This is a genomic window from Thiocapsa bogorovii (genome assembly GCF_021228795.1).
Lineage (GTDB): Bacteria > Pseudomonadota > Gammaproteobacteria > Chromatiales > Chromatiaceae > Thiocapsa > Thiocapsa bogorovii.
The window spans coordinates 5,256,793-5,280,709 of record NZ_CP089309.1 but is presented as its reverse complement, the minus strand read 5'-3'; the positions used below and the strand labels follow the sequence as shown (position 1 = coordinate 5,280,709).

At 64.1% G+C, this 23,917-nt stretch carries 16 protein-coding genes; 9 read left to right on the top strand and 7 right to left on the bottom strand.

Annotated features, from left to right (window positions below; genetic code table 11):
• Window positions 1-144: 144 nt before the first annotated feature.
• The 5 genes from LT988_RS23490 (at window position 145) to LT988_RS23470 (ending at window position 7,894) form a co-directional block, all read left to right on the top strand.
• The gene (locus tag LT988_RS23490) at window positions 145-1,083 is read left to right on the top strand and encodes an ABC transporter ATP-binding protein (protein WP_232407934.1); all 939 of its coding nucleotides are present in this window, start codon (window positions 145-147) and stop codon (window positions 1,081-1,083) included.
• Window positions 1,076-4,015: a Gldg family protein gene (locus LT988_RS23485; protein WP_232407933.1), complete on the top strand. Its 2,940-nt coding sequence runs from the start codon at window positions 1,076-1,078 to the stop codon at window positions 4,013-4,015. The genes LT988_RS23490 and LT988_RS23485 overlap by 8 nt, the downstream gene beginning before the upstream one ends.
• A gap of 217 nt (window positions 4,016-4,232) precedes the next feature.
• Window positions 4,233-5,288: a DUF4340 domain-containing protein gene (locus LT988_RS23480; protein WP_232407932.1), complete on the top strand. Its 1,056-nt coding sequence runs from the start codon at window positions 4,233-4,235 to the stop codon at window positions 5,286-5,288.
• Window positions 5,289-5,708: 420 nt separating this feature from the next.
• Window positions 5,709-7,232: a fused MFS/spermidine synthase gene (locus LT988_RS23475; RefSeq protein WP_232407931.1), complete on the top strand. Its 1,524-nt coding sequence runs from the start codon at window positions 5,709-5,711 to the stop codon at window positions 7,230-7,232.
• A gap of 209 nt (window positions 7,233-7,441) precedes the next feature.
• Window positions 7,442-7,894: a DUF535 family protein gene (locus LT988_RS23470; RefSeq protein WP_232407930.1), complete on the top strand. Its 453-nt coding sequence runs from the start codon at window positions 7,442-7,444 to the stop codon at window positions 7,892-7,894.
• A gap of 241 nt (window positions 7,895-8,135) precedes the next feature.
• On the opposite strand, the gene LT988_RS23465 is transcribed toward LT988_RS23470, so the two are convergent.
• The 6 genes from LT988_RS23465 to LT988_RS23440 all read right to left on the bottom strand — a co-directional run bounded on the left by LT988_RS23465 (window position 8,136) and on the right by LT988_RS23440 (window position 14,634).
• Window positions 8,136-9,452: a homoserine dehydrogenase gene (locus LT988_RS23465; RefSeq protein ID WP_232407929.1), complete on the bottom strand. Its 1,317-nt coding sequence runs from the start codon at window positions 9,450-9,452 to the stop codon at window positions 8,136-8,138.
• A 59-nt stretch (window positions 9,453-9,511) separates the two neighbouring features.
• On the bottom strand, window positions 9,512-10,714 hold the full coding sequence (gene alaC / locus LT988_RS23460) for an alanine transaminase (RefSeq protein ID WP_232407928.1): 1,203 nt from the start codon (window positions 10,712-10,714) through the stop codon (window positions 9,512-9,514).
• A 77-nt stretch (window positions 10,715-10,791) separates the two neighbouring features.
• Window positions 10,792-11,412 carry a thioredoxin family protein gene (locus LT988_RS23455; RefSeq protein WP_232407927.1) on the bottom strand — a complete coding sequence of 207 codons (621 nt, stop codon included), beginning with the start codon at window positions 11,410-11,412 and terminating at the stop codon, window positions 10,792-10,794.
• Between the two features lie 98 nt (window positions 11,413-11,510).
• Entirely contained in the window at window positions 11,511-13,583 is a 2,073-nt protein-coding gene (locus tag LT988_RS23450) for a protein-disulfide reductase DsbD family protein (RefSeq protein WP_232407926.1), read from the bottom strand.
• Between the two features lie 131 nt (window positions 13,584-13,714).
• Window positions 13,715-14,125 (bottom strand): hypothetical protein, encoded by a 411-nt coding sequence (locus LT988_RS23445; RefSeq protein WP_232407925.1) that lies wholly within the window; start codon window positions 14,123-14,125, stop codon window positions 13,715-13,717.
• On the bottom strand, window positions 14,122-14,634 hold the full coding sequence (locus tag LT988_RS23440) for an MOSC domain-containing protein (RefSeq protein WP_232407924.1): 513 nt from the start codon (window positions 14,632-14,634) through the stop codon (window positions 14,122-14,124). The genes LT988_RS23445 and LT988_RS23440 overlap by 4 nt, the downstream gene beginning before the upstream one ends.
• A gap of 199 nt (window positions 14,635-14,833) precedes the next feature.
• Between LT988_RS23440 and LT988_RS23435 the strand changes: the two genes are divergently transcribed.
• On the top strand, window positions 14,834-15,715 hold the full coding sequence (locus LT988_RS23435; protein WP_232407923.1) for a DUF6279 family lipoprotein: 882 nt from the start codon (window positions 14,834-14,836) through the stop codon (window positions 15,713-15,715).
• Window positions 15,716-15,908: 193 nt separating this feature from the next.
• Here the strand turns inward: LT988_RS23435 and LT988_RS23430 are convergent, their stop codons facing one another.
• On the bottom strand, window positions 15,909-18,305 hold the full coding sequence (locus tag LT988_RS23430; protein ID WP_232407922.1) for a penicillin-binding protein 1A: 2,397 nt from the start codon (window positions 18,303-18,305) through the stop codon (window positions 15,909-15,911).
• 569 nt (window positions 18,306-18,874) lie between these two features.
• On the opposite strand from LT988_RS23430, the gene LT988_RS23425 reads away from it, so the two are divergent.
• The 3 genes from LT988_RS23425 to LT988_RS25345 all read left to right on the top strand — a co-directional run bounded on the left by LT988_RS23425 (window position 18,875) and on the right by LT988_RS25345 (window position 23,911).
• Window positions 18,875-19,900, top strand: coding sequence for an efflux RND transporter periplasmic adaptor subunit (locus LT988_RS23425; RefSeq protein ID WP_232407921.1), 1,026 nt, complete (start codon window positions 18,875-18,877; stop codon window positions 19,898-19,900).
• Between the two features lie 3 nt (window positions 19,901-19,903).
• Complete coding sequence (locus LT988_RS23420) at window positions 19,904-23,107, top strand: efflux RND transporter permease subunit (RefSeq protein WP_232407920.1); 3,204 nt, start codon at window positions 19,904-19,906, stop codon at window positions 23,105-23,107.
• Between the two features lie 303 nt (window positions 23,108-23,410).
• A complete protein-coding gene (locus tag LT988_RS25345) occupies window positions 23,411-23,911 on the top strand; it encodes a type IV pilin protein (protein WP_269752080.1) in 501 nt (166 codons plus the stop codon).
• The last annotated feature ends 6 nt before the right edge of the window (window positions 23,912-23,917 follow it).

Here is a 23,917-nt window from a genome sequence, read left to right as displayed (position 1 = left end):
GAATCGCTCGATCCTCGGCGCGGTTTCTATTCCCAACAAAAAAGTCCTGAACCGCGTCCGCTCCGACGGACCCGGGATCGCCGAGGCCCGATCCCGGACGATTCCGACGTAGAGTGCCTGGGACGCGGTTCAGCAGGAGACATCATGATCGAGGTTCGCGAGCTGAGTCGCAGCTACGGCGAGCTCAAGGCGGTTCAACAGGTGTCGTTCGACATCGGCCGCGGCGAGATCGTCGGTCTGCTCGGCCACAACGGGGCCGGCAAGACAACCATCATGAAGATGATGACCGGCTATCTGGAGCCGAGCAGCGGCTCGATCCGGATCGACGGGATGGATATCGCAGAGCAGCGGCGCGCGGCGCAACGACGCATCGGGTATTTGCCCGAGAACTGTCCGCTCTACCCCGAGATGCGGGTGATCGATTACCTGGACTACCAGGCAGCACTGCACGGAATGCCCGACGACCGCCGTCCTGCAGCCATCCGGCGTGCGATCGAGCGCACGGACCTCGGCCCCAAGGCGACCGCGATCATCGCCACACTGTCGCGCGGCTATCGTCAACGCGTCGGCGTGGCGCAGGCGATCCTGCACGAGCCCGCCATCCTCATCCTGGACGAGCCGACCAACGGCCTGGACCCCTCGCAGATCCAGCACATGCGCAGCCTGGTCCGCGAGCTGGCCAAGGATGCGACCCTGATCATCTCCACCCATGTCCTCCAAGAGGTCGAAGCGGTGTGCAGTCGAGTGCTCATCATGCGCGGCGGCCAACTGGCGCTCGACAGCGCACTGGATGCTATCGGGCGTCCCAAACGACTGCTCGTCACGCTCGACTGCTCGCCGGATGTGGCGCGGCCGGTGCTCGCACAGATCGAGGGGGTCACGGCCGTCGAGTCGTGGGACGGGGATGCGGGTCTGCAGTATTTCGCCCTGAGCGCGGAGGATCCGCAGGCGCTCGCGCCTCTGGTCGCGAAGGCACTCGGCCGACAACCCTGGGACCTCTACGCGCTCGCACCCGAGCGGCGTGACCTCGAAGACCTCTTCGGAGCCGTGACCCTGGAGCAGATGGAGGTGGCTCATGCCTGACATTCTGCGCGTCGCACGCCGCGAGCTCGGTGCCTTCTTCGGTTCGCCCGTCGCCTATCTCTTCATCGGCGCCTTCCTGGCGGTCTCGCTCTTCGTCTTCTTCTGGGTCGACGCCTTCTTCGCGCGCAACATCGCCGATGCCCGCCCTCTGTTCGACTGGATGCCGGTGCTGCTGATCTTTCTCTGCGCGGCCCTGACCATGCGGCTCTGGAGCGAGGAGCGACGCGCCGGGACGCTCGAAACACTCATGACCCTACCGGTGCCCACCCTGCATCTGGTCCTCGGCAAGTTCCTCGCGGGTCTGGCCCTGGTCGCGATTGCCTTGGTTCTGACGGTGCCGATCCCGCTGACCGTTTCTTTCCTAGGGCCGATGGACTGGGGCCCGGTGGTCGGCGCCTATCTGGCCACCCTGCTGCTGGCCTCGGCCTACCTGGCGATTGGTCTGTTCGTCTCCTCGCGCACCGACAACCCGATCGTCGCCCTGATCGGAACCACCCTGGTTGGCGCCCTCCTCTACCTGATCGGCACGCCGGCGCTGACCAATCTAGTCGGGCATGACGGGGGCGAGCTGCTCCGACTGATCGGCAGCGGCTCGCGCTTCGAGTCCATTACGCGCGGCGTGATCGATCTGCGCGATCTTTACTACTATCTGAGCATCGTCGGCGCCTTCCTCGCTCTGACGCTCTACAGCCTGGAGCGGCTGCGCTGGGCCGAAGCGGACGCAAACCGACGGCATCATCGACGCTGGACCCTGGTGACCGGGCTCGCGGTCGCCAACATCTTGGCCGCGAACCTCTGGCTCGGCGCGATCGGCAGTGCCCGAGTGGATCTTACCGAGGGTCGGGTCTACTCGATCTCGGAAGCGACCCGGACCTATCTGAGCCAACTCCGAGAACCGCTCCTGATCCGCGGCTATTTCAGCGCGGACACCCACCCTTTGCTGGCCCCGTTGGTTCCCCAGATTCGCGATCTGTTGCGTGAGTATCAGATCGCGGGCGGCGGCCGAGTCCAAGTCGAATTCGTCGATCCTCAACGCTCGCCCGAGCTCGAGCGCGAGGCCGGCGAGCAGTACGGGATCCGCCCGGTTGCCTTCCAGACCGCGACCAAATACCAGGCCTCCGTGGTCAATTCCTACTTCGACATCCTGATCAAGTACGGCGATCAGTTCGAGACGCTCGGCTTTCAAGACCTCATCGACGTAAAGGTCCAAGGCGAAACCGATCTGGACGTGCGCCTGCGCAATCCCGAGTACGATCTCACACGCGTCATCCGCAAGGTGCTCTACGGCTATCAGGGCGCCGGCGATCTCTTCGCCAATCTGAGCGAGCCGGTGCGGTTCCGTGGCTTCGTCTCCCCGGCCGATCGTCTGCCCGAGCCCTTGCCCGAGCTGCGGGCCGACCTGGAGTCGATCTTGTCCGATCTCGCCGCGAAGGGCGGAGCGCGTTTCAGCTTCGAGATCCAGGATCCTGCGGCCGGCGACGGCGCGCTGGCCCAAACGATTGCGGAGCAGTTCGGATTCGAGCCGCTCGTGGTGAGCCTGCTCGATCCCACGCCCTTCTATTTCTACATGGTGCTCGAATCCGGCGAGCAGGCCATTCCGGTTCCGCTCCCGGAAGCGCTCGATCGCGCGAGTCTGGAGCGCGCCATCGAGGCCGGTATCAAGCGGTTCGCGCCGGGCGTCTTGCGCACGATTGCGCTCTACACGCCGCCGTCGACCCCCGGGATGTTCGGCGAACCGGCCGCCGGATCCGGTTACGGCCTATTGCAGGAGACCCTGCGCACCGGATTCAACCTGCGCGAGACCGATCTCGCATCCGGTCAGGTCCCCGAAGAGACGGATCTATTGATGGTGGTGGGACCCGAGGCCCTGGATGAGCGACAGCAATTCGCCATCGACCAATTCCTGATGCAGGGCGGGACCGTCATCCTGGCCGCGTCCAGCTTCGCCCTGGACCTGACCGGCGGTTCCATCGCGGCGCGGGCTGCCCCGACGGGGCTGGAAGACTGGCTCGGTCATCAAGGCCTGACCCTCGAGCCGAGCCTGGTGCTCGACCCCAAGAACACGCCCTTCCCGATCCCGGTGCAGCGCGATCTGGGCGGATTCACGGTCGAGGAGATCCAAACACTCGACTATCCCTACTTCCCGGATGTCCGCAGCGACGGACTCGCGCAGGACTCGGGAATCACCTCGAGCCTCGGCCAGATCACCATGAACTGGTCCTCGCCGATTCAGGTCGATACCGAGAAGAATGCCGATCGGCGTGTGATCGAGTTGATCAAGAGCTCGTCCGGCTCCTGGACCAGCGACTCGGAGAACATGCAACCTGACTTCGAGACGCACGGCGGCCTCGGTTTCCCGCGCGGCGAGGATCGTGGCAGCCGAGTGCTCGCCGTCGCGGTCGAGGGACGCTTCGGCTCGGCCTTCGCGGGGCGTCCCTCGCCTCTCCTGGATGACTCGCCCGAAGAAAACACCCCGTCCGAAGAGGCAGCGCCTGAGGATGCCGACGCGCAGGCAATCGACCCTGAAACGGGCGAACCGGTCGCAGACAAGACTCCGGTCATCTCCGGTGTCGTGGAGACCTCGCCCGCCTCTGCTCGACTGATCCTGATGGGCTCCTCGACCTTCCTCTCGGACACCGCGATCAGTTTGGCGACCGAGGCCACGCAGAGCCGCTACCTCAAACCGCTGGAGCTGATGCAGAACGCCGTCGACTGGTCGCTGGAGGATCGAGGCCTGCTCACCCTGCGCGGGCGCGGCCAGTTCAACCGGCTGCTCGAGCCGGTGGGTCGCGAGGGTCGCATCTTCTGGGAGACCCTGAACTATGTCCTCGCCCTCGCCGGCCTTGCCTTGGTGTATTGGCTGTACCGACGCGCGAGGGCGCGGCGCGAGCGGGCCGACGAGGCGATTCTGGGCGCTCATCCGCGTGCTTGATCCAAGGTTAAACCGCGTCCAGAGCGAAATGCTGACTTTCGAGTCAGTTCGACGTTTGGTGCATCCACGGTTCTTAGTAGGGACGCGGTTTAAAAAAATATATTTTTTAATACCTTAAACCGCGCCGACTCCGGCGGCCGTCAAGTCTGCCGAGGCCGTTCCCATCCAAAAACATCGCATACCGCGCCGGGCGCGGTTTAAGACGAGAATGACCGACATGACTGTTCAATCCGATACCGGCTGGCGCCCGGACCTGCGCGCGCCGATCGTCGTGGGGCTTGCCGGGTTGCTGGTCCTGCAGATTCTGCTCGCACTCGGTTTGAATCTGGGGGGCGGTCGCGCACTCGCACCGAGCGCGGTGGACGTGCCGCTGCTCGGGATGACGCCCGATCAGGTCCAATCCCTGCGTATCGAGAACGGAGATGGAACCGAGTCCGTGACCCTCGTGCGCCGCGACGGCACCTGGGTCGACGCGGATCTGGACGAGCTCCCGGTTCAAAGCGCCAAGGTCGAGCAACTCCTCAAGGAGCTTGCCGCGCTGAAGCGACCCCTTCCGATTGCCACCAGCGAAGCGGCCCGCGAGCGCTTCAAGGTCGCCGACGACGCCTTCGAGCGGCGCCTGACGTTGGACGGCAAGACGGGGCCGATCGCCGGTCTCCTGATCGGCGATTCGCCCGGCTTCCGACGTGTCTTCTCGCGTCTCCCGGGGGAGCCGGCCGTCTATGAGTTGCGGCTCGCCTTGTCCGACGTCTCCGCGCGACGAGACGACTGGATCGAGGTCGGGCTCCTGCGCTTGGAGGGCGAGCAGATCAACCGCATCGCCACGCGAGATTGGATCCTGAGCAAGGACGAAACGGGCGTCTGGGGGCTCGCGGGCGACGATCGGCCGCTCAATGAAGAGACGGTTTCGGCCCTGGTGCTGCGCCTCGCCAACCTGGGTTACCGCGGCGTCCTCGGCGTCGTGGATGATCCCGCCTACAATCAGCAGGATCCGCTCTTCGAGCTCGAGATCGGGCTCGCCGACGGATCGAAGCGGCACTACCGGGTCTCGCAAGCCAAGGACAGCCAGGACTATGTCCTGAAGGACGCCGATCGGCCCTGGTTCTTCAAGCTCTCCGAATTCGATCTAGGGGAGTTGCTCGACATGGAGGTCGCGGATCTTCGTGCGAGAGACGACGCGGCCGATCCATCGGCAAGCGTCGAGCCCTCGAGCCCCTCGGAGACACCGCCCATGCCGGAGGAGCTGAGCGCGGAGCCGCAACCCACCGAATGACGCATCGCGAGCGTGGTTCCGACTCCGGACCCGCTTCGCACCACCGCGGCGTTGCGCCCCCTTGCAGGAGGGGCCGGTGCGCCTCGTCGGCGCGCCCTGCCCCGACACGCCTCGACTCCCCGGTCGCACCTTGCGCAAAGGATCGGCCGGAAATGACGCCAAGCGTCGTCGCGAAGCGGCGACCCACCCCGGGATAGACGACTTGCAGTCGTCCTCTTCCGCGAGCGCGACGGCAGGCAGGGTCGCGCTCTACAGACGACGCTCTCGCAACCCGCGCCGAACCCGCTTCTCCCGGCCGTAAGAGCGGCTTCCAGCCGCTTGACGAGCCGGCGTGGCGCCTTCCCGGACGGGTGGTCCTCTGGTCGCGGCTCCTGCCCTTCGCTATCCTTGCGGACCGTTAGCCCACTCTCGGAGTCCATCGTGTCCGACCGTCTGCGTATCACCTGGTACGGCGTCACCATCTTTTTGAGCTCGGCGTTCCTGCTGGTCCTGGAGATCCTTGCGGGCCGCCTGATCGCGCCGTACGTCGGGGTGTCGCTCTACACCTGGACCGCCATCATCGGTGTGATCCTTGCCGGGTTGTCGCTCGGCAACTGGCTCGGCGGGATCTGGGCCGACCGCGGCGGCAACGAGCTGGCGGCCGGTATCACGCTTGCCCTGGCCGGGTTCTTCAGCCTCGGCATCCTGTTTCTCCTGACGCTGGTCGCACCGCTGATCGAGGCCCGGGAGATGACCCTGCTGGGCGCGAGCTTCTTCTACGTCCTCGCGCTCTTCTTCATGCCGGCGGTATTGCTAGGCGTGGTGACGCCGCTTCTGACGACCTTGGCGCTGGGGTTGGACAGCCGCACCGGCCACATCGTCGGACGCATGCACGCACTCGCGGCGCTAGGCAGCATCTTGGGTACCTTCGTCACCGGCTACGTGCTGATTCAGTATCTGGGCACGCGCGGGATCATCATCGGCACGGCCCTCGGGCTCTTTCTGCTGGCACTGCCGTTCTTCAAAGGGCGCTCGCGCGTGGCGCCTGACCTCGTGCTTGTCTCGGCTGTCGCTCTGATCCTGGTGACGGACGCACGCAACGGCTTCTCTAATCCCTGCGATCGCGAGAGCAACTACTTCTGCATCAGGGTCGTCGACGACTCGGAAACCGCACCCTTCGGCGTCGCACGCAGCCTTGTCCTGGACCATCTGGTCCACGGGACCAACCACGACTCCGAGCCCGGCATGCTGATCTCGCCCTACGTGCAGTTGATGGACGAACTCGCACTCGAGCACTTCGGAGAAGAGAAGGCCGAGACGCTACGCTGGTTTTTCGCAGGCGGCGGCGCCTACACGCTGCCCCGCTCGGTTCGGACACGGACCCCGAACGCCGCCGTGACGGTCGCCGAGCTGGACCCGCTGGTCACCCGCACGGCCGAGGAGCAGCTGTTCCTCGACACCAAGGGGATGCGGGTTGTCCATGAGGACGCGCGGATCGTCCTGACGCGCGAGCCGACCGAGCGCTACGACGTCATCGTCTCCGATGCCTTCCACGACATCTCCATCCCCTACCACCTCGTGACCCTTGAATACGCTGAGCTTGTCAAGTCACGCCTGGCTCCGAACGGGATCTATCTGCTCAACGTCCTGGACGCCTTTCCGGATCCGCGCCTGGTCAAGAGCATGATGAAGACCTTGTCGGAATCATTCGAGCACGTCCATGTCTGGATGGACATGGTCCCGCCCGAGGCGGAGCGCATGACCTTCGTCATCTCCGCGAGCGATGCCCGCGATCCGCCCGAGACGCTCGTCGCCCGACGCGGATTCGATCATCGCTGGCTGCGGGCGACCGAGCCCATGATGCGAACGGGAACCGCCTTCGACGCGCTTCCGCTGTTGACCGACGACTATGTCCCCGTCGAGCGGTTGGTCTCGGAGTTCTATTTCGATGACCTAGGGCGTTGAACATGAATACCGCGGCGAGGTCGAGCGGAGGTTCGCGATCCCGGTCGGTTCGGTATTGAGCCGACACCGCGAGCAAGGTGGTTCAAACCGCGTCCCCGCTAAGGATTGTGGATGCACCAAATGTCGCGCTCACTCGAAAAATGGCATCTCGCTCTGGACGCGGTTTAGACTAGAGCAAATATTCGGACGGAGCGCGACGGGAGGGGCAGATGGCCCTGGCACGGGAAGATATCGAATTCATCAAGGCCCATCTGGGCGAATGGCTCGCCGAGCAGTCGTTCGCCAAGCCCCCGGCTGTCTACGAGATCGAGCTGCGCGAGCGCATGGTGCGCGTAGAGGAGGAGCTCAGGCACCAACGCGAGTTGATCCAGACCATTCTGGTGCAAATGGACAAGCGCTTCGATGCCGTTGATAGGCGCTTCGAGCAAATGCAGCTGAACATGGATCAGCGCTTCAACGCCGTCGACAAGCACTTCGAATCCATGGACAAACGCTTCGAATCCATGGACAAACGCTTCGAATCCATGGACAAACGCTTCGAATCCATGGACAAGCGCTTCGAAGAGCTGACCCGGCGGCTCGACCGCTTCATGTTCTGGTCTCTCGGCCTGACGATCAGCGTCGGCGCGTTGGTGGTCGCAGCCATTCGCCTGTGGCCTTAAACCGCGCCCGGCGCGGTATGCGATGTTTGTGGATGGAATCAAGCCGGCAGACTTGGCCACTGCTGGAGCCTGCGCGGTTTAAATGATTAAAAAGATTAAAATTCAAACCGCGCCTCACCGAGATCGAGGATTTCTCCCAAACCGAACGCAAAGCAAAAATGACGGAGGTCGCTCTGGACGCGGTTTAATCCGTGTGGCGTGACGCACAGAGTCGCGGAGCAGAGGCGCCGCGCGCACTGTATTAGCCCGACAAGGTCTCCATCCGAATCCGAGTGACCTCGCCCTGTACCGAGTCCAGCGCCTCGATCCGGGCGATCGCCTCGTTCATTTGCCGCTCGACGACGCGATGGGTCAGCATCACCAGCGGAACATGGGTCTGACCCTCTTCCGGCTCCTTCTGCTTGATCGCCTCGATACTGATGCCCTGCTCGCCCAGGATGCTCGCGATCCGGGCCATGACGCCGGGTTGATCGAGCGCCGAGAGGCGCAGGTAATAGGCGGTCTGCACCGCCTCCATCGGCATCACCGGTGTGTCGGCCAGCTCGTCGGGCTGGAATGCCAGATGCGGGACCCGGTTGTTGGGATCCGTCGTCAAGGCGCGTGTGACATCCACCAGATCCGCGACCACCGCCGAGGCCGTCGGCAGCGCGCCCGCCCCGGCGCCGTAATAGAGTGTCGGCCCGACCGCATCACCCTTCACCAGAACGGCGTTCATCACCCCGTCGACATTCGCAATAAGGCGGCGCTCGGGGATCAGCGTCGGGTGCACCCGCAGCTCGATCCCGCCTTCGCAGCGACGGGTGATGCCGAGGTGCTTGATGCGATAGCCGAGCTCCGCGGCGTAGGCGACATCCAACGCACCGACCCTCGAGATACCCTCGGTGAAACATCGTTCGAATTGGAGCGGAACGCCGAAGGCGAGCGAGCTCAAAATCGTCAGCTTGTGCGCGGCGTCAATGCCTTCGACGTCGAAGGTCGGATCCGCCTCCGCGTAGCCCAGCGCCTGGGCCTCGGCGAGGACATCGGCAAAATCCCGACCCTTGTCGCGCATCTCTGTCAGGATAAAGTTGCCGGTGCCGTTGATGATGCCGGCGATCCACTCGATGTGATTTGCCGCCAGACCTTCGCGCAAGGCTTTGATGATGGGAATCCCGCCCGCGACCGCCGCCTCGAAGCCCACCACGACGCCGCGCTCGCGCGCCGCGGCGAAGATCTCGTTGCCGTGGCGGGCGATCAGCGCCTTGTTGGCCGTGACCACGTGCTTGCCGTTCTCGATCGCCTTGAGCACCAGCTCGAGCGCGGGCGAATACCCGCCGATCAGCTCGACGACGATCCGGACTTCGGGGTCTTCGACCACGGCGAAGGCGTCGGTGCCGATCCGCCCGATGGCATCTAGGCCTTGAATACGCTCGGGATCATAGTCCCGCGCCGCTGCATGCGAGATCTCGATCCCGCGACCGGCGCGACGCGCGATCTCCGCGGCATTGCGCGACAAGACCGTTACGGTGCCGCCGCCGACCGTCCCCAAGCCCAGAAGTCCGACCTTCACCGGTTCCATTCATACACCCCTTGTTCGCAAATCGGTTCGCCGAAGCGGACGTCTATCTGTTCGAAAGCTCAGCTCCCGGCCCGCGACTCGCGGCGGAACATCTCTTTGATCCCGCGGATCGCCTGTCGAGTGCGATGCTCGTTCTCGATCAGCCCGAAACGCACGTGGCCGTCCCCGTATTCGCCGAAGCCGATCCCGGGCGAGACGGCGACCTTGGCCTCCTGCAGGAGCTTCTTGGAAAACTCGAGCGAGCCGAGCGACCGATAGGGCTCGGGAATGGGCGCCCAGACGAACATGGTCGCCTTCGGCGGCTCGATCGGCCAACCCGCGGCGTTCAGTCCGCTGCAGAGCACATCGCGCCGGCTCTCGTAGGTGTTGCTGATCTCGCGCACGCAATCCTGCGGTCCCTCCAAGGCGGCAATGGCCGCGACCTGGATCGGCGTGAAGGTCCCGTAGTCGAGATACGACTTGATACGCGCAAGCGCGGCGACCAGGGTCCGGTTGCCGCACATGAAGCCGACGCGCCAGCCCGGCATGTTGTAACTCTTGGACATCGAAAAGAACTCGACAGCGATATCCTTCGCCCCAGGCACCTGCAGGATCGAAGGGGCTCGGTAGCCGTCGAAGACGATATCGGCGTAGGCGATATCGTGGACCACCCAGATCCCGTGCTCGGAGGCGATGTCGATCACCTTCTGAAAGAATTCCAGCTCCACGCACTGCGTGGTCGGATTACCCGGAAAATTCAGCACCAGCATCTTGGGCTTCGGCCAAGAGTCCTGGATAGCGCGTTGCAGCTCCTCGAAGAAGTCCACATCCGGCGTCAGGCGCACATGACGCACGTCCGCGCCGGCGATGATGAATCCATAGGGATGGATCGGGTAGGCCGGATTCGGCACCAGGACCGAATCCCCGGCCCCCATGGTGGCAAGCGCCAAATGAGCGAGTCCTTCCTTCGAGCCGATGGTGACGATCGCCTCGCTGTCCGGGTCCAGATGGACATCGAAGCGATCGCGATACCAATGACAGATGGCGCGGCGCAGCCGCGGGATCCCGCGCGAGACCGAATAGCGATGTGTGTCCTTGCGGATCGACGCCTCGACCAGCTTGTCGACGATGTGCTGCGGGGTCGGCTGGTCGGGATTCCCCATTCCGAAGTCGATGATGTCCTCGCCGCGTGCTCGCGCCTCGGCCTTCAACTCGTTGACGATGTTGAAGACATAGGGCGGCAACCGCTTGATGCGGTGAAATTCGGGCTCGGGGGCGACCACTGAACAACCTCTTGACGCTGGGAGTGGGGAAAACGCTGAAGTCTACAGTCCCGCTCGCCAGATTCAAAGCCGACGCATCAGTACTTCACCGAGCACCCGTAGGGCCGAGTCACCGGGGTCGCGACCGGATTGCCGGCTGCAAGATCCGCCATGGCGAGACGCACGTAGTTGGTTGCACCCGGGATATCGGCCTGATCGGTCGTCGGCTTATCGTCGATGCCGCCCATGTACACCAATGTCCCTTCGGGATCGATCACATACAGATGCGGCGTGGTCTTGGCATCGTACGCGCGGCCCATGGCCCCGGAGGTATCGAGCAGGACCGCGGTCGGTGCGGCACCTCGATCGTCGCTGAGGTCATCGGCCTGCGCCGGACTGACATGACCCTGTTTGCCCGACGCCGAGGAGATCACCGACAGCCAGACGTAACCCGCATCCGTCGCCTCCTTCTGCAGTGCCTGCATATTGCCCGAGGCATAGTGCTTCACCACGTAAGGGCAATCGTGATTGGTCCATTCCAGGACGACCTTTTTGCCCGCAAGACCGCCAAGGGTCCAAGTCTCGCCGGCCGTGTCGACAACGCTGAAATCCGGGGCCGGAGCGCCGACCTTCGGGGCTGCGGCGGCAACGCTGAAGCTCAGCGCCGCCGCGAATGTGACAGCGCCCACGGCAAGGGTCTTCGGAAAAGCGTGCTTCATGGTTTTCTCCTTCTCTCTGGTGGGTGATCATTGATCCGTGATGCTTCGGCGATTTCTGTCGGCTTAAGGCCACCGAGACACGACGTCTTGGACTCGACTCATCCATCGCGCCCCGACGACCCCGGCGCCGAGGAGCCGATCGCGCGCAGCACCATGTCCTCGGTCAGGATCTGCGGCAGGACCTGCGGATCCCCGTCGGGCGGGTAGAAGACATAGAGCGGGACGCCGTTGCGACCGTGATCGGCGAGATAGGCGGTAATCGCAGGGTCGCGGTTGGTCCAATCGCCCTTCAAATACAGCACCCCGGCATCCGCAAAGCGCTGCGCAACCTCCACCGCGCTCAAGGCAACGCGTTCGTTGACCAGGCAGGTGATACACCAAGCGGCCGTCATGTTGACGAAAACAGGTCGGCGCGCGTCCCGCGCCGTGGCGAGACGCTCCGGCGAATAGGGCTCGCTCGCGAGTCCGCTCGCAGATTGTTCGCTCTCCGACAGCGTCGCAGACGCCAACCGATCTGTCTCCAACCCGAGATAAAGGGCGCCGACCAGCGACGCCGACGTTGCGGCAACAGCCCAGCGTCGCCGCGCCGAGGGCAAGCTGCGTGAGCGCTCGCGCAACCAGAGCCCGAAGGCCAACAACACCAGCCCGCCGAGCACCAGCGCGACCCCGCCCGATCCGGTCTGCACGCTCAGGACCCAAACCAGCCAGGCCGCAGCCGCAAACATCGGAAAGGCGAGCGCCTGCTTGAGGGTCTCCATCCAGGCCCCCGGCCTCGGCAGCAGACGAGCCAACCGCGGCACCAGCGACAACACGAGAAAGGGGAGCGCCAGGCCGAATCCCAAGGTCAGCATGATCGCCAACGCGAGCGGCCAACTCAGCGTGACGGCGTAGCCCAAGGCGGCTCCCATGAAGGGCGCGGTGCAGGGTGCAGCGACCAGGGCTGCCAAGGCGCCGGTTCCGAAGGCACCCGCGGTACCCGATCCCGTTTTAGCGCCACCCAGGCTCATCAGCCGGGCGCCGATCGTGACCGCGCCCGAAAGGCTCAGACCGATCACGAAGAAGACGTAGGCCATGAAAACGACGAACGGCGGATACTGGAGCTGAAAACCCCAACCGACGGCCGCCCCGCCGGCACGCAAGGCCAACAAGAGCGCCGCGAGCCCGGTGAAGAAGAGGAGCACTCCCGCGGTGTAGGCCACGCCGTGAACAGCGCGATCGCGCGCCGCGTCCGGGCTTTGCCCGGACAGGCCATTGATCAGATTCAAGGCCTTCATCGCCAAGATCGGAAAGACGCAGGGCATCAGGTTCAGGATGAGGCCGCCGAGGAATGCAAAGAGGAAGGCCAACGGCAACCCGATCGGGCGATCGCGAGCGGTGTCTTCGGCCAGCGGCCCGCGCACCGCGGCGACCTCGTAGGAGTGGACCTCCCCGCGCGCGTCCGCGACCACCAGGAGGCCCTCGGGCGCAGCTTGCTCGACAGCCGCGCCGGGCGATAGATCGATCCGCAGTACGTTCCCGACCTTTCGCCAGGGCTGCGCCGCGGCGTGCTCGATCAGGCCCCAAGCACCTGCGAAGAACCACACCCCCTCGATCGTCTCCGGCAGTTCCTGTGCCGGCACGACGAGACCGAGACGCTCGCCTGCAGCGCCGAGGACCGCACCCTCGATCCGCCCTTGCGGCAATCCCGCGCGGGCCGCGGCGAAGACCTCGGCCTGTGCAGGATCGATCGGGCCAGGTCCAACCGCGGCCCCGGTCGCTGCCCGGGTCACGGCAACAGTGGCGAGCGTCAAGTCGAGGCGGCCTGACTCCGGAACACAATGCTCCTCGCACACCAGCCAATCCACATCGGCGCGGATGCGCACGGGCTCGCCGATCGGCCAATCCGCCGGCACGGAAAGGGCAATCAGATGAACGGCGCGCTCGGAGTATCCGTAGTTGGCCAATGGACCGACCGGGATCAGCTCCGGTCTCGGCCAGCGCAGAGGACCGGCTTCGACACCCTCCGGCAGCGTCCAGTCGATGCGCGGCGGATCTCCCGAGTCGCCCGGATTGCGCCAGTAGGTGTGCCATCCCGGTCGGATCTCAAACACGAGGGCCAAGTCGAGCGTCTCTCCCGGCGCAATCTCGATTCGTTCCGCGACCAAGCGAGCCGTCACGTTTTCGGTTGTCACGGGGTTGGCCGAGACCAAGCTCGCCCAGACGAGCGATAACACGAGCAGAGCGAGGCTGATCCGAGAGACCCGGCAATGACCCGATTGGCGCCGAAGTTTGCTCGACCACGGCTCGGTGAACGCTTCCGTCATTACCGGCGCCGCCCTGCTCGCCGCTCCAATCTGAACGCCGTCATATCCTCGGTCAGCGCCGCGTATGGGATGCGATCGGCTCCGCCGAAGTGCGCGGACGCACGTGTCACCAAGTCGCCGATATCGGCCACCCGACCTTCCGCGTCGGGCTCCCCGAGAAGACGCTGGAGACCGATCAGCCCCCCGGACTGGATCTTGACCAGCAAACTGTGGGGCATCTGCGTCGGATCGTCCTCGATGTTCGAGGCGGCCAACGCGCACGCCTTGAGACCGGCGAAAACCTGCTCGCAACGGTCATGTGCAAGCTCGGAGTCGCAGTCGAATTCAGAGCCACCTCGGCGGACGACCTCGCGAGCATGCGGGCAGGCCGCCGTGGCCTTCATGAGTGGAGCGGCGAAGGGGCATTTCATCGCGGAAGAGTCTCCTCTCGATCGATCGCGTCATGAAGCCGAACGACGGCATCACCGAGCCGGATCATCCCGCTCGTGACCACCCGCGCGTTCGCTCCGGCATGGCCACGCATCGCGTTGTATCCGCCCGGACCCAGTGCTTCCTCCATACGCGAGCAGGGCGGACACGGACCCGTTCCTTCGAGCACCGCCGTCCCGATACGAAATCGTTGGCCTTTCAACGCCGTCAAGTTGACACCTGAGACGACAAGATTACGCCGTAGCACCGCGGGATCGATCGGATCCCGTCGCAAGAGCGCACCCAAGACCGCAAGGTGTTCGGCTTGCACGAGCGTGATCCCGCGAGAACCCGATCTCCCCGCGTAATGATCGCCCTCCAGGCCGCGCCCGGCCAACGCGGTCGCCGCTTCACAGGGGATGATATCCGCCCGCCGCCCCGGCCGCAGACCGATCCACACCACCTCGCCGAGATACGGAAATCGGGAAAGGAGATCAGAAAGAGAATTCATGCAACGCGCCCGTGGATTGAAACTCTGCTCGTCAAGGCAAGATCGGGGCAACGAGAAACAGGACAAGACGTGCATACGGCCCGAGGGATCCTTTCGGCCTCGGTGCCGTCCAACCGCGGACAGCCGTTGCGCTGACTGATAAGGTTGGCATTCGCGCTGTCTTCCGACCAAGAACAACCTCAACCAGACGTCATTCGCCATGCCCAGAATCTCTCTCCCGCTCCGCCTCGCCGCGGCCATCGTCGCGACCGCACTCACGATCGCGGGATGCAGCCGTGTCGGTATTGCATACAACACCGGCGACTTTCTCGTGACGGCCTACGCCAAGGACTACCTGGACCTGGAGCAAGCCCAGCTGCAGCGGTGGGAGCCCCTTCTGGAGGCCGAGCTGGCACGCCATCGCGCCGAAGAGCTGCCCTATCTGGCGGCCTATTTCGACGAAGCCCTCTCGGCAAGCGAGGCAGGGTTCGATGCAACCAACATGGGATGCCTGACCGAGGGATTTCGGGATCTGTACAAGCGCCAAGCGCGTTTCGCCGTGACCCTTGCCGCCCCGCTTCTGGCCGAGTTGACTCCGGCGCAGATCGAGCGCCTGGAACAGCGCTTCCGCAAAGAGGCCGCAGAGGATCGCGCAGAGGTTGCCGGGCGCAGCAGCACGCGCGAGAAGGAGAAACGCGCGCGTCGCTACGTTGAATCCATCGAGGACTGGACCGGCCCGCTGAGCGCCGAGCAGCAGGCGATCGTCGCGGAGGTGACCGGCCGCATGCCCGACACCCAGGCGAGCCTAGTCGAGTATCGCACCGGCAAACGAGAGCGCTTGATGGCGCTGATCCGAGCCAAGGCCTCCGAGCCCGAGATCGCGCGATTCCTCACGGATTGGCTCGTCGAATTCGACGATCTGCCAGCGGATCTCGAACAAGGCGGCCGCGTGCTGGGAGAGCGGATCGGCGAGCTCTTCGTCAGTCTCGGCAAGACCTTCGACGCCAGTCAACGCGATCGATTGAACAAGCGCTTACGTAATCTTCGGGATGATTTCATGAAGCTTCAGAAGCAACCGAAGATGGCGCAGCTGACCTGTTGAACCGCGTCCGGAGCATCATGCACCAGTTGCATGAGCTTCAAGCGCTTCCGGGACCAATAGGATTTCGAGTCGACGCGGTTCAAGAGTAAAAATTTTTTCACTTTCTAACCCGCGTCCAGCTCCAACCTATTGAATTAAAGAGCCGGAGGAGTTCACACCAAACGTCCTAAATGGCTCGAGACGCGGTTTAGCTTCAGAAGAGATCGTCCATCACCCGCGGCGCGGAGCGACGCACGGAGGTGTCCTTCTTCCGGGTCGGGCCCGCGATTCTGACCGGCTCGGGACCGAGAAGGGCATTGCTGAATTCCTCGTTCACCATCTCGAGGATACCGTTCCTGGCCTTGGTCTCGGTGCCGCGGTTCGGGTCGACCCGCACCTGTACCATGCCCGGCGGCGGATCGAGCTGTGCGATCGGGAGATTCTCCAGTGCATTGCCCATGAAATCGACCCACATGCCCAGCGCGGCCCGGCCGCCCTCCTCGCCCCGGCCGAGCTTCTCGAAATCATCGAAGCCCATCCAGGCGACCGTGGCGAAGTCGGCCTGATAGCCGGCAAACCAAGAATCGCGCACGTCGTTGGTCGTGCCCGTCTTGCCCACGATGTCCTCGCGCTTCAGCTTCTTGGCGCGTGTTCCCGTGCCGGCCTCGACGACCTCGCGCAGCAGCGAGGTGATCTGATAGGCGATCCGCGGGTCGATCACCTGCGGGGCCTTCGCGCCGGCCTGCGTGCCCTGCACCCGCGCCGAATCATCGCCGTAGCGGTACCAACAATCCGAGCAGGATCGCGGTGCGTTGGACTCGAAGAGAATCCGCCCGTCGCCGCTCTCGATCCGCTGGATGAAATAGGGCGTCACATGGAATCCGCCGTTGGCGAAAACGGCATAGCCTTCGGCCAGTTTCATCGGCGACATCTCGCCCGTCCCCAGCGCCATTGACAGACCCAGAGGCATGGCATCCAGGTCGAATCCGAAAGCCCGGATGTAGTTTTGAGCGTCCTCCAAGCCGACGCTCTGCAGCAGATTGATGGCCGCCAGGTTGCGCGAGAGCGCCAGGGCACGCCGCATCCGAATCGGCCCCAATTCTTTGCGATCCGAGTTACGCGGGTTCCAATCCTGGTCCCCGGTCAGCTTCACGGACTCGTCCTTGATCAGACTCGCCGGCGTCCAGCCCTCATGCAGTGCTGCAGCAAAGACGAAGGGCTTGAAGCTCGAGCCTGGCTGACGGCGCATATCGACGGCCCGGTTGAACTTGCTCACACTGAACGAATAACCCCCGACCAAGGCGCGCACCGCGCCGTCCTGCGGCGCGATCGAGACCAAGGCGCCGGCGACACTCGGCGTCTGACCAAGCTCCCAATCTCCCTCGCCATCCTTCGCGGCGCCATCGCGTTGGAGTCTCACCAGATCGCCGACCGCAAGCACGTCCGTTACCCGCCTCGGCCGGGGGCCGCGCCAATTCGCGTTGCGGAACTCCTGTGCCCAAGCCACCTGCTTGAGGCCCAGCTCGATGCGACGACCCGAGCCGATGTAGACCTCCGCCTCGCCGGTGGAGGCGCGCGTCACCAGTCCGGGCGTCAGGTCCGGGATCGTCGTGACGGTCTCGAGATAAGCGTCCATGTCGGCCTCCGTCGCACCCTCGAGGTCGATCTTGGCCTCGGCCCCGCGATAGCCGTGGCGGCGGTCGTAATCGCGCAAGGCTCGGCGCACCGCCTCCTGCGCGGCGCTCTGCAAACGCGAATCGATCGTCGTGGTGACCCGAAACCCCTGACTGAGAGCCTCCTCGCCGTAATGCTGGACAATGGTCTGGCGCGCCATCTCCGCGATGTAACCCGCGTCGAGATCCGGCTGACGTCGATGCAGTCGCGCCATATCGGGTGTCAAGACCGCGATCTCGTACTCCTCCTGATCGATCTGACCGAGCTCGAGCATGCGCGAGAGGATGTAGTTGCGTCGCTCGAGCGCCCGTTCGGGATTGGTGACGGGGTTGTTGCTGGAGGGCGCCTTCGGGATACCCGCCAACATCGCCGCCTCGGCGGGTGTGAGTTGGTCGAGCTCCTTGTTGTAGTAAAGCGCGGCGGCCGCCGAGATGCCGTAGGCGCGGTGCCCGAAAAAGATCTGATTCAGATAGAGATCGAGGATCTGATCCTTCGTCAGGGTCCGTTCGACCTGCAGCGTGAGCAAGATCTCGGCGAGCTTGCGTTGGAAGGTCTTTTCCGAGCTGAGCAGGAAGTTTCGGGTCACCTGCATGGTGATGGTGCTTCCGCCCTGAGCCTTGGTGCCGGTGGAGGCGAAGCTCAGCAAGGCGCGGCCCATGCCGATCGCATCGACCCCGCCGTGCTCGAAGAAGCGGGCATCCTCGGTGGCGAGAAAGGCGTTGACCACCAGCGGCGGGATGTCTTCGTAGGCCACCGGACGGCGGCGTTCGACGCCGAACTCCGCGATCAGACCACCGTCGCTGCTGAAGACGCGCAGCGGCTCCTCGAACTGGACCTGACGCAGACTCTCGACGCTCGGAAGCTCCGGTGCATGGACCGCTACGAAGACACCCGCCCCGAGCAGCCCCAGTGCGAGGAGTTGTAGGGGCGCGCCCAAGACGGCGAGAAAGCCGGTGAACCAACCGAAAACGGAGCGGCCGCGCCGTGATGAACCCCGATCACGGCGATGATTGATTCTTGCGGCACGCGCCGCCGACCCCTCGGATGTCGGACTCGGGCGAGGCGGCTGCGAGCGCGCGCCCGGCTCAAAGCCGAAATCCGCGTCGGAGCCGGCATCAGATCGGAAATCGGAACGAACCCGTTCGCGCTCCGTCGAACGTTTCTCGGGCGGCACACCCCCACCGGATCCCGGCGTCGAGCTATCGGACTTTCGGTTCAAGTACCCCTCCGCCCGCCCCGCCCGGTCGACGCGGATGTCTCCCGGGTGCAGCAAGTCTCTTCGTCATTTTTCTCGCGAGCGATTGTACACTAGGGCAGTCTGAGCCGGCCGCGCTCGATCGGGCGTCGAACGCGATCCGAACCTCAGGTCGTCGCCGGCGAAACCGACGGCAGCTTGGCGTCGAAACACTGGAGAGGGCTTGTCATGCGCGAATTGGATTCGTTCCCCTGCGATCTCCATCCCGGCTTGGGGGCGACGCGACACTGTCGGCACAAACCGCGTCTCTCATGAGATTTTTTCGACTCACAGCGTCCGCGGCTTGTCTGCTGATCGCCGCGCTCGAGGGTGTCGCGGCTGCTGACATCTCCGAGCCGGCCCTGGTCACCGCGGTCCCCGCGATGCGAGAGATCGCACTCGTAGGGTTTACCCGCGCCCTCGCCGAGGCACCCTTGGTCGCAGAGACGGACGGGCGGGTCCAAGCGCTCTTCGCCGATGTCGGCGACCGGATCGACGAGAGCGGGCGCTTCGCTCAACTGGACACCACGTTCTTGGAGCTCGATCTCGAGGAGGTCGGCGTCCAAGAGGAACGTCTGCGCTCGCAGATCGAATACGATCAACGCGAGGTCACCCGATTTCGGGAGCTGGTGCGCCAAAACAGCGCTTCGGCCTCCCAATTGGACACGCTCGAGCAATCGCTGCGCGACAACAGTCACGCCTTGAGGGCGCTGAATGTCAAACGGCGCATGCTCGAAGAGCGTTTGGCGCGCGCGACCATCTCGGCGCCGGTCGGTTGGTCGGTCACCGCACGCAGTATCGAGCTCGGACAATGGGTCCGCGGCGGCGAGACGGTCGGTCGCGCGGCGGATTTCTCGACCCTCTTGGTCCCCTTCGCCTTGACCCCGGAGCAATTCGCCGCCCTTGAGCAGACACGATCGGATCTCGCGTTAGAGATCCTCGACGTCGGCAACACTGCCGGCGATTCAACCCGGGCACGCATCTATCGCGTAAACCCCGGCTTCGATCCGGAAACCCGCAAGATTGCCGTGGAGCTGGCCTTGACCGAACCGTTGGAACCCGCGCGCGGCGGCCTTCGCATGCGTCTGCGCCTAAGCCTGCCCGAAGTCACGGGCGCCGTCAGTCTCCCGCCATCGGCGCTCGACTCCAGCTACGAGGAATCCTGGGTCATTCGAGAGAGCGGCGAGCGGATTTCGGCGCTCACTCTCGGCCCCGACGCGCTGAACCCGGACCTCATCCGTGTCAAGGCCACGGGGCTGAAGCCCGGCGATCGCGTTCGCGTGTTCGGGAGTCGCTGAACCGTGCGCGCCGTCGTTCGTTTCACCCTCCGCCAGCGGGTGCTCTTTAATCTGCTGTTCGTCTTCATGATCGTCGCCGGCGTCTTCGCGCTCGACGCCCTGCCGACCGAGCGCTATCCCGAGGTCAACTTCGGCAAGGTCGTCATCACAACGGTCTATCCGGGCGCCTCCCCCCGCGATGTGGAAGCCCTGGTCACGCGTGAGATCGAGCTGGCGCTCGACGGTCTGGAGCACGTCGAGTTCATCCGCGCCAACTCGGTGCGCGAGCGCTCGACCCTGGTCGTGAAGTTTCGCGACGATACCGATTACGGCGCTCTATACGACGAGCTGCGCTTTCGCGTGCTCAGCATCCTCGAGCGCCTTCCCCAAGGCGTCGACCCACCGCGCTTCGACCTGATTCGTACCTCGTTCTGGCTGCCTGTCGTCGCGGTCAACCTCGTCGGCGATCGCTCCAACCGCGCATTGTCACTGATCGCGAAGGAATTGCAGATTCGCATGGCCCAGATTCCGGGGGTCACCGAGGTGAAGCTCGACGGGGAGCAGCGTCGCGAGTTCCACATCTTTCTCGATCCCTGGAAGCTTAAGTCGCAGGGCGTGAGCCTGGATCAGGTCGCCGCGGCCCTGCAGGACGCCAACGTCACCCTCCCGGCCGGCGATTTCAGCGACGGCACCGGCGAATACGTGGTGCGCGTGGACGAGCGCTTCCGCACCCGCGACCAGGTGGTCACCACCGTGGTCCGACGCGACGCCGACGGCTCTTTCGTCACCGTTGACGACCTCATCTCGGACGCCGGCCTCGGGTATCGCACCCCGAGCGTCATCACCTCCGCAGACGGCAAGGACGGTGTCGCACTGCGGCTGCTCAAGGCCAAGGGCGGCAACGCCATGGAGATCTACGCCGCGGCCGAGACCATCATCGAGGAGATCGCGCCCCTGCTCGAGCGGGAAGGCATCGAGGTTGTCCTTACCCAAGACTCGACAACCTACATTAAGGAATCCATCCAAACCCTTGGCTGGAATATGATCGTCGGGGTCATGCTGGTTAGCCTGATCCTCTGGTACTTCATGGGGATACGCAACGCCGGCCTGGTCACCGTCGGGATTCCTTTTTCATTCATGGTCACCGCGGTCCTGATGCAGCTGACCGGCAACTCGCTCAACGAGATCACGCTCTTCAGCTTCGTTTTGGTGTCCGGGATCATCGTCGACGATGCCATCGTCGTCGTGGAGAACATCTACCGGCATGTTCAGGATGGCGAGCCGATCGAGCAGGCGATCATCGAGGGTACCGCCGAGGTCGCCTGGCCGGTGATCTCCGCGACCGCCACGACTGTCGCGGCGTTCCTGCCGATGCTGATCATGACCGGCTCCACGGGCGAGTTCTTCGCGCTCATCCCGAAGGCCGTAAGCTTCGCCATCTTGGCTTCGCTGTTCGAGTGCTTGTTGATCCTACCACTGCACTACCTTGATTTCGGACCACGACCGAACGCATCGGCAGCCGGCCGAGACAGCGTGCACAGCGAGCGGGAAAACCGCTTGATGCGTCTTCTCCGAGCCATGACCGATCGCCTGATCCGGGTCACGATGCGCTTTCGGGTGTTGAGCCTATCGGTGGTGCTCGTAGCCTTCCTCACGGCCATCGCCGTCCTCGGCGTCTCGATCGCCGGCATTGCGCCCCTGGTGCGTATTCAGTTCTTCCCGGACGACTACACCACCTACTATGCCTTCATCGAAGGCCCGCCCGAGACGCCGATCGAGCAGACTCACGAACGCGTAAAGGCGATCGCCCGCTTCATCATGGCCGACGGCCCCGGCTACGCACGCTCCGCCGCCGGCTTTGCCGGCTTCACCATCAGCGAGGATTACGAAGACGAGCTCGGACGCCATCTGGGCACGGTCATGGTCGCCTTGCCGAACAAGTCAGATCAGGCCTTCGACGACCCGCTGGGGCATCTCGACCGGATGCGCGAGCGCCTGATCGAGCAGTTTGCAGAGCCAGACGTCAAGATCCGCGTCCGAGCCGAGAAGGACGGTCCACCCACCGGAAAGGACGTCAACATCCAGATTGCCGGATCGAGCGAAACAGCCGTGCGGGGGATGAGTGCTGATCTATTGCAGCGCTTGCGGGACCATCCCGAATTCGGCCCCAACCTGATCGATCTTCAAGACGATCGCGGTATCCCCTCGCGGGTGTTTCGGCTTGCGGTCGACGAGTCACGCGCCCGCGAGCTCGACCTCACCGCGGGCGACGCCGCACGCATGGCCGCCTCGGTCCTGGACGGGCGCTACATCGGCAAATACCGTCTGAGCGACGAAGAGGTCGACCTCAAGCTCCGGGTCGACCCCGCCTATCTGGACGCGCCCGAAGCCGCGCTCGACATTCCGGTCCTCGAGCACCCCTCCGGGCCGGTCTTGCTGCGCGACATTGTCCAGCCTATCGCCGAGGTCCAGCCCGGCGAGCTCAAACGCTATCAACGCCAACGCAGCCTGACCGTCACCGCGAATATCCGCTCCGGCGCACCAATCTCCTCCGCCCAGGTCACGGCCTGGGTGCGTGCTCAATACCCGGAGCTACGCGCCCTTTACCCCGGGGCTACACTGATCTTCGGCGGCGAGTTCGAAGAAACCCAACGCTCCTTCGACAGCCTCGCCCAGGCGTTCGGCCTCGCCGTGCTGTTGATCTACCTGATCCTCGCAACCCAGTTCAAGTCCTACACCCAACCGCTGATCATCCTCTCGGCGGTCATGTTCTCGATCATCGGGATCGTCTTCGGCAAGGTCGTCACCCAGTCGCTGTTCACCATCAACAGCTTCATCGCCGTGGTCGGCGTCACCGGCGTGGTCGTCAACGACTCGCTCGTCCTCCTCGCCTTCGTCAACCAACGCTACCGAGATGGACTCGACCGCCACGCGGCCATCCGCGAGGGCGTACGCCTGCGTCTGCGACCCATCGTCCTCACCACCCTGACCACCACGTTGGGACTCATGCCGATGGCCCTCGGCATCCCCAGCTACTCCGTCATCTGGGGTTCGATGGCATCCACCTTCGTCACTGGCCTGGCAACTGCGACATTTCTCACGCTCTTTGTCGTCCCGGTCGCGTGGGATCTTTTGACCGAATGGGAAGAAAAACGAGACGCCAAACGGGCAACGCGCAGCAAAAACAGAGGCGATCGCTCGGAGTTGAATCACCCGAGCAATCGTTGACCGCGCTTTCCCACAACAGTGATCCGCTGTTGCCGGTCTCGAAAGCCAAATCCCACAGACCCACGGGCCAATCGCCCCGCCCTTTTTTCCTCTTGTCAACCCGCGATGGTCAGATTCCGGCATTTTTTGTCGGTTTTGTGAGCTGACCGAAATCTTCAATCCGCGCGACCGGCCATACTCAATGCGAGGTCAAGGATCGGTCATCGGCTTATGTGCTCCGCCGGCGAGCCTGCGCCCCTGAGTTCGGAGTCGATCTCACGGGGTCACCGCACGACGATCCCCTGTTCGGCGAAGACTCCATGGATGGCGATCTCCACCATTAGAGACCCCGCGGCAGTGCTCGTGGGATCGAGAACCGAGCCATCTATCATGTTCAGAGCAGCCCAAGAACCCGCAAGCCCGCTCGCCGGTCGCAAGGGCGGCTTCACCCTGATCGAGCTCATGATCACGGTCGCCATCATCAGCATCCTGGCCGCGGTGGCCTATCCGAGTTATCAGGAATATTTCCGCAGAGCCAATCGCACCGAAGCGCAGTCATTTTTGATGGACCTGGCGCAACGGCAACAGCAATTTCTAATGGACGCACGCAGATATGCCTCGTCGGTCGCTGATTTGAATTCGACGATCCCTGAGCATGTCGCCAAGTTCTACACGATCACGGAGCCTTTCACCATCGTGGTCAGTCCACCGGGCTTCACGATCACTGCGGCGCCGAAAGTCGGCACACAGCAAGTCGCGGATCTCGGCGGTGCGGTCCTGACGATCAATCAGGCCGGCGCCAAGACTCCGGCGGATGCCTGGTGAAGTATG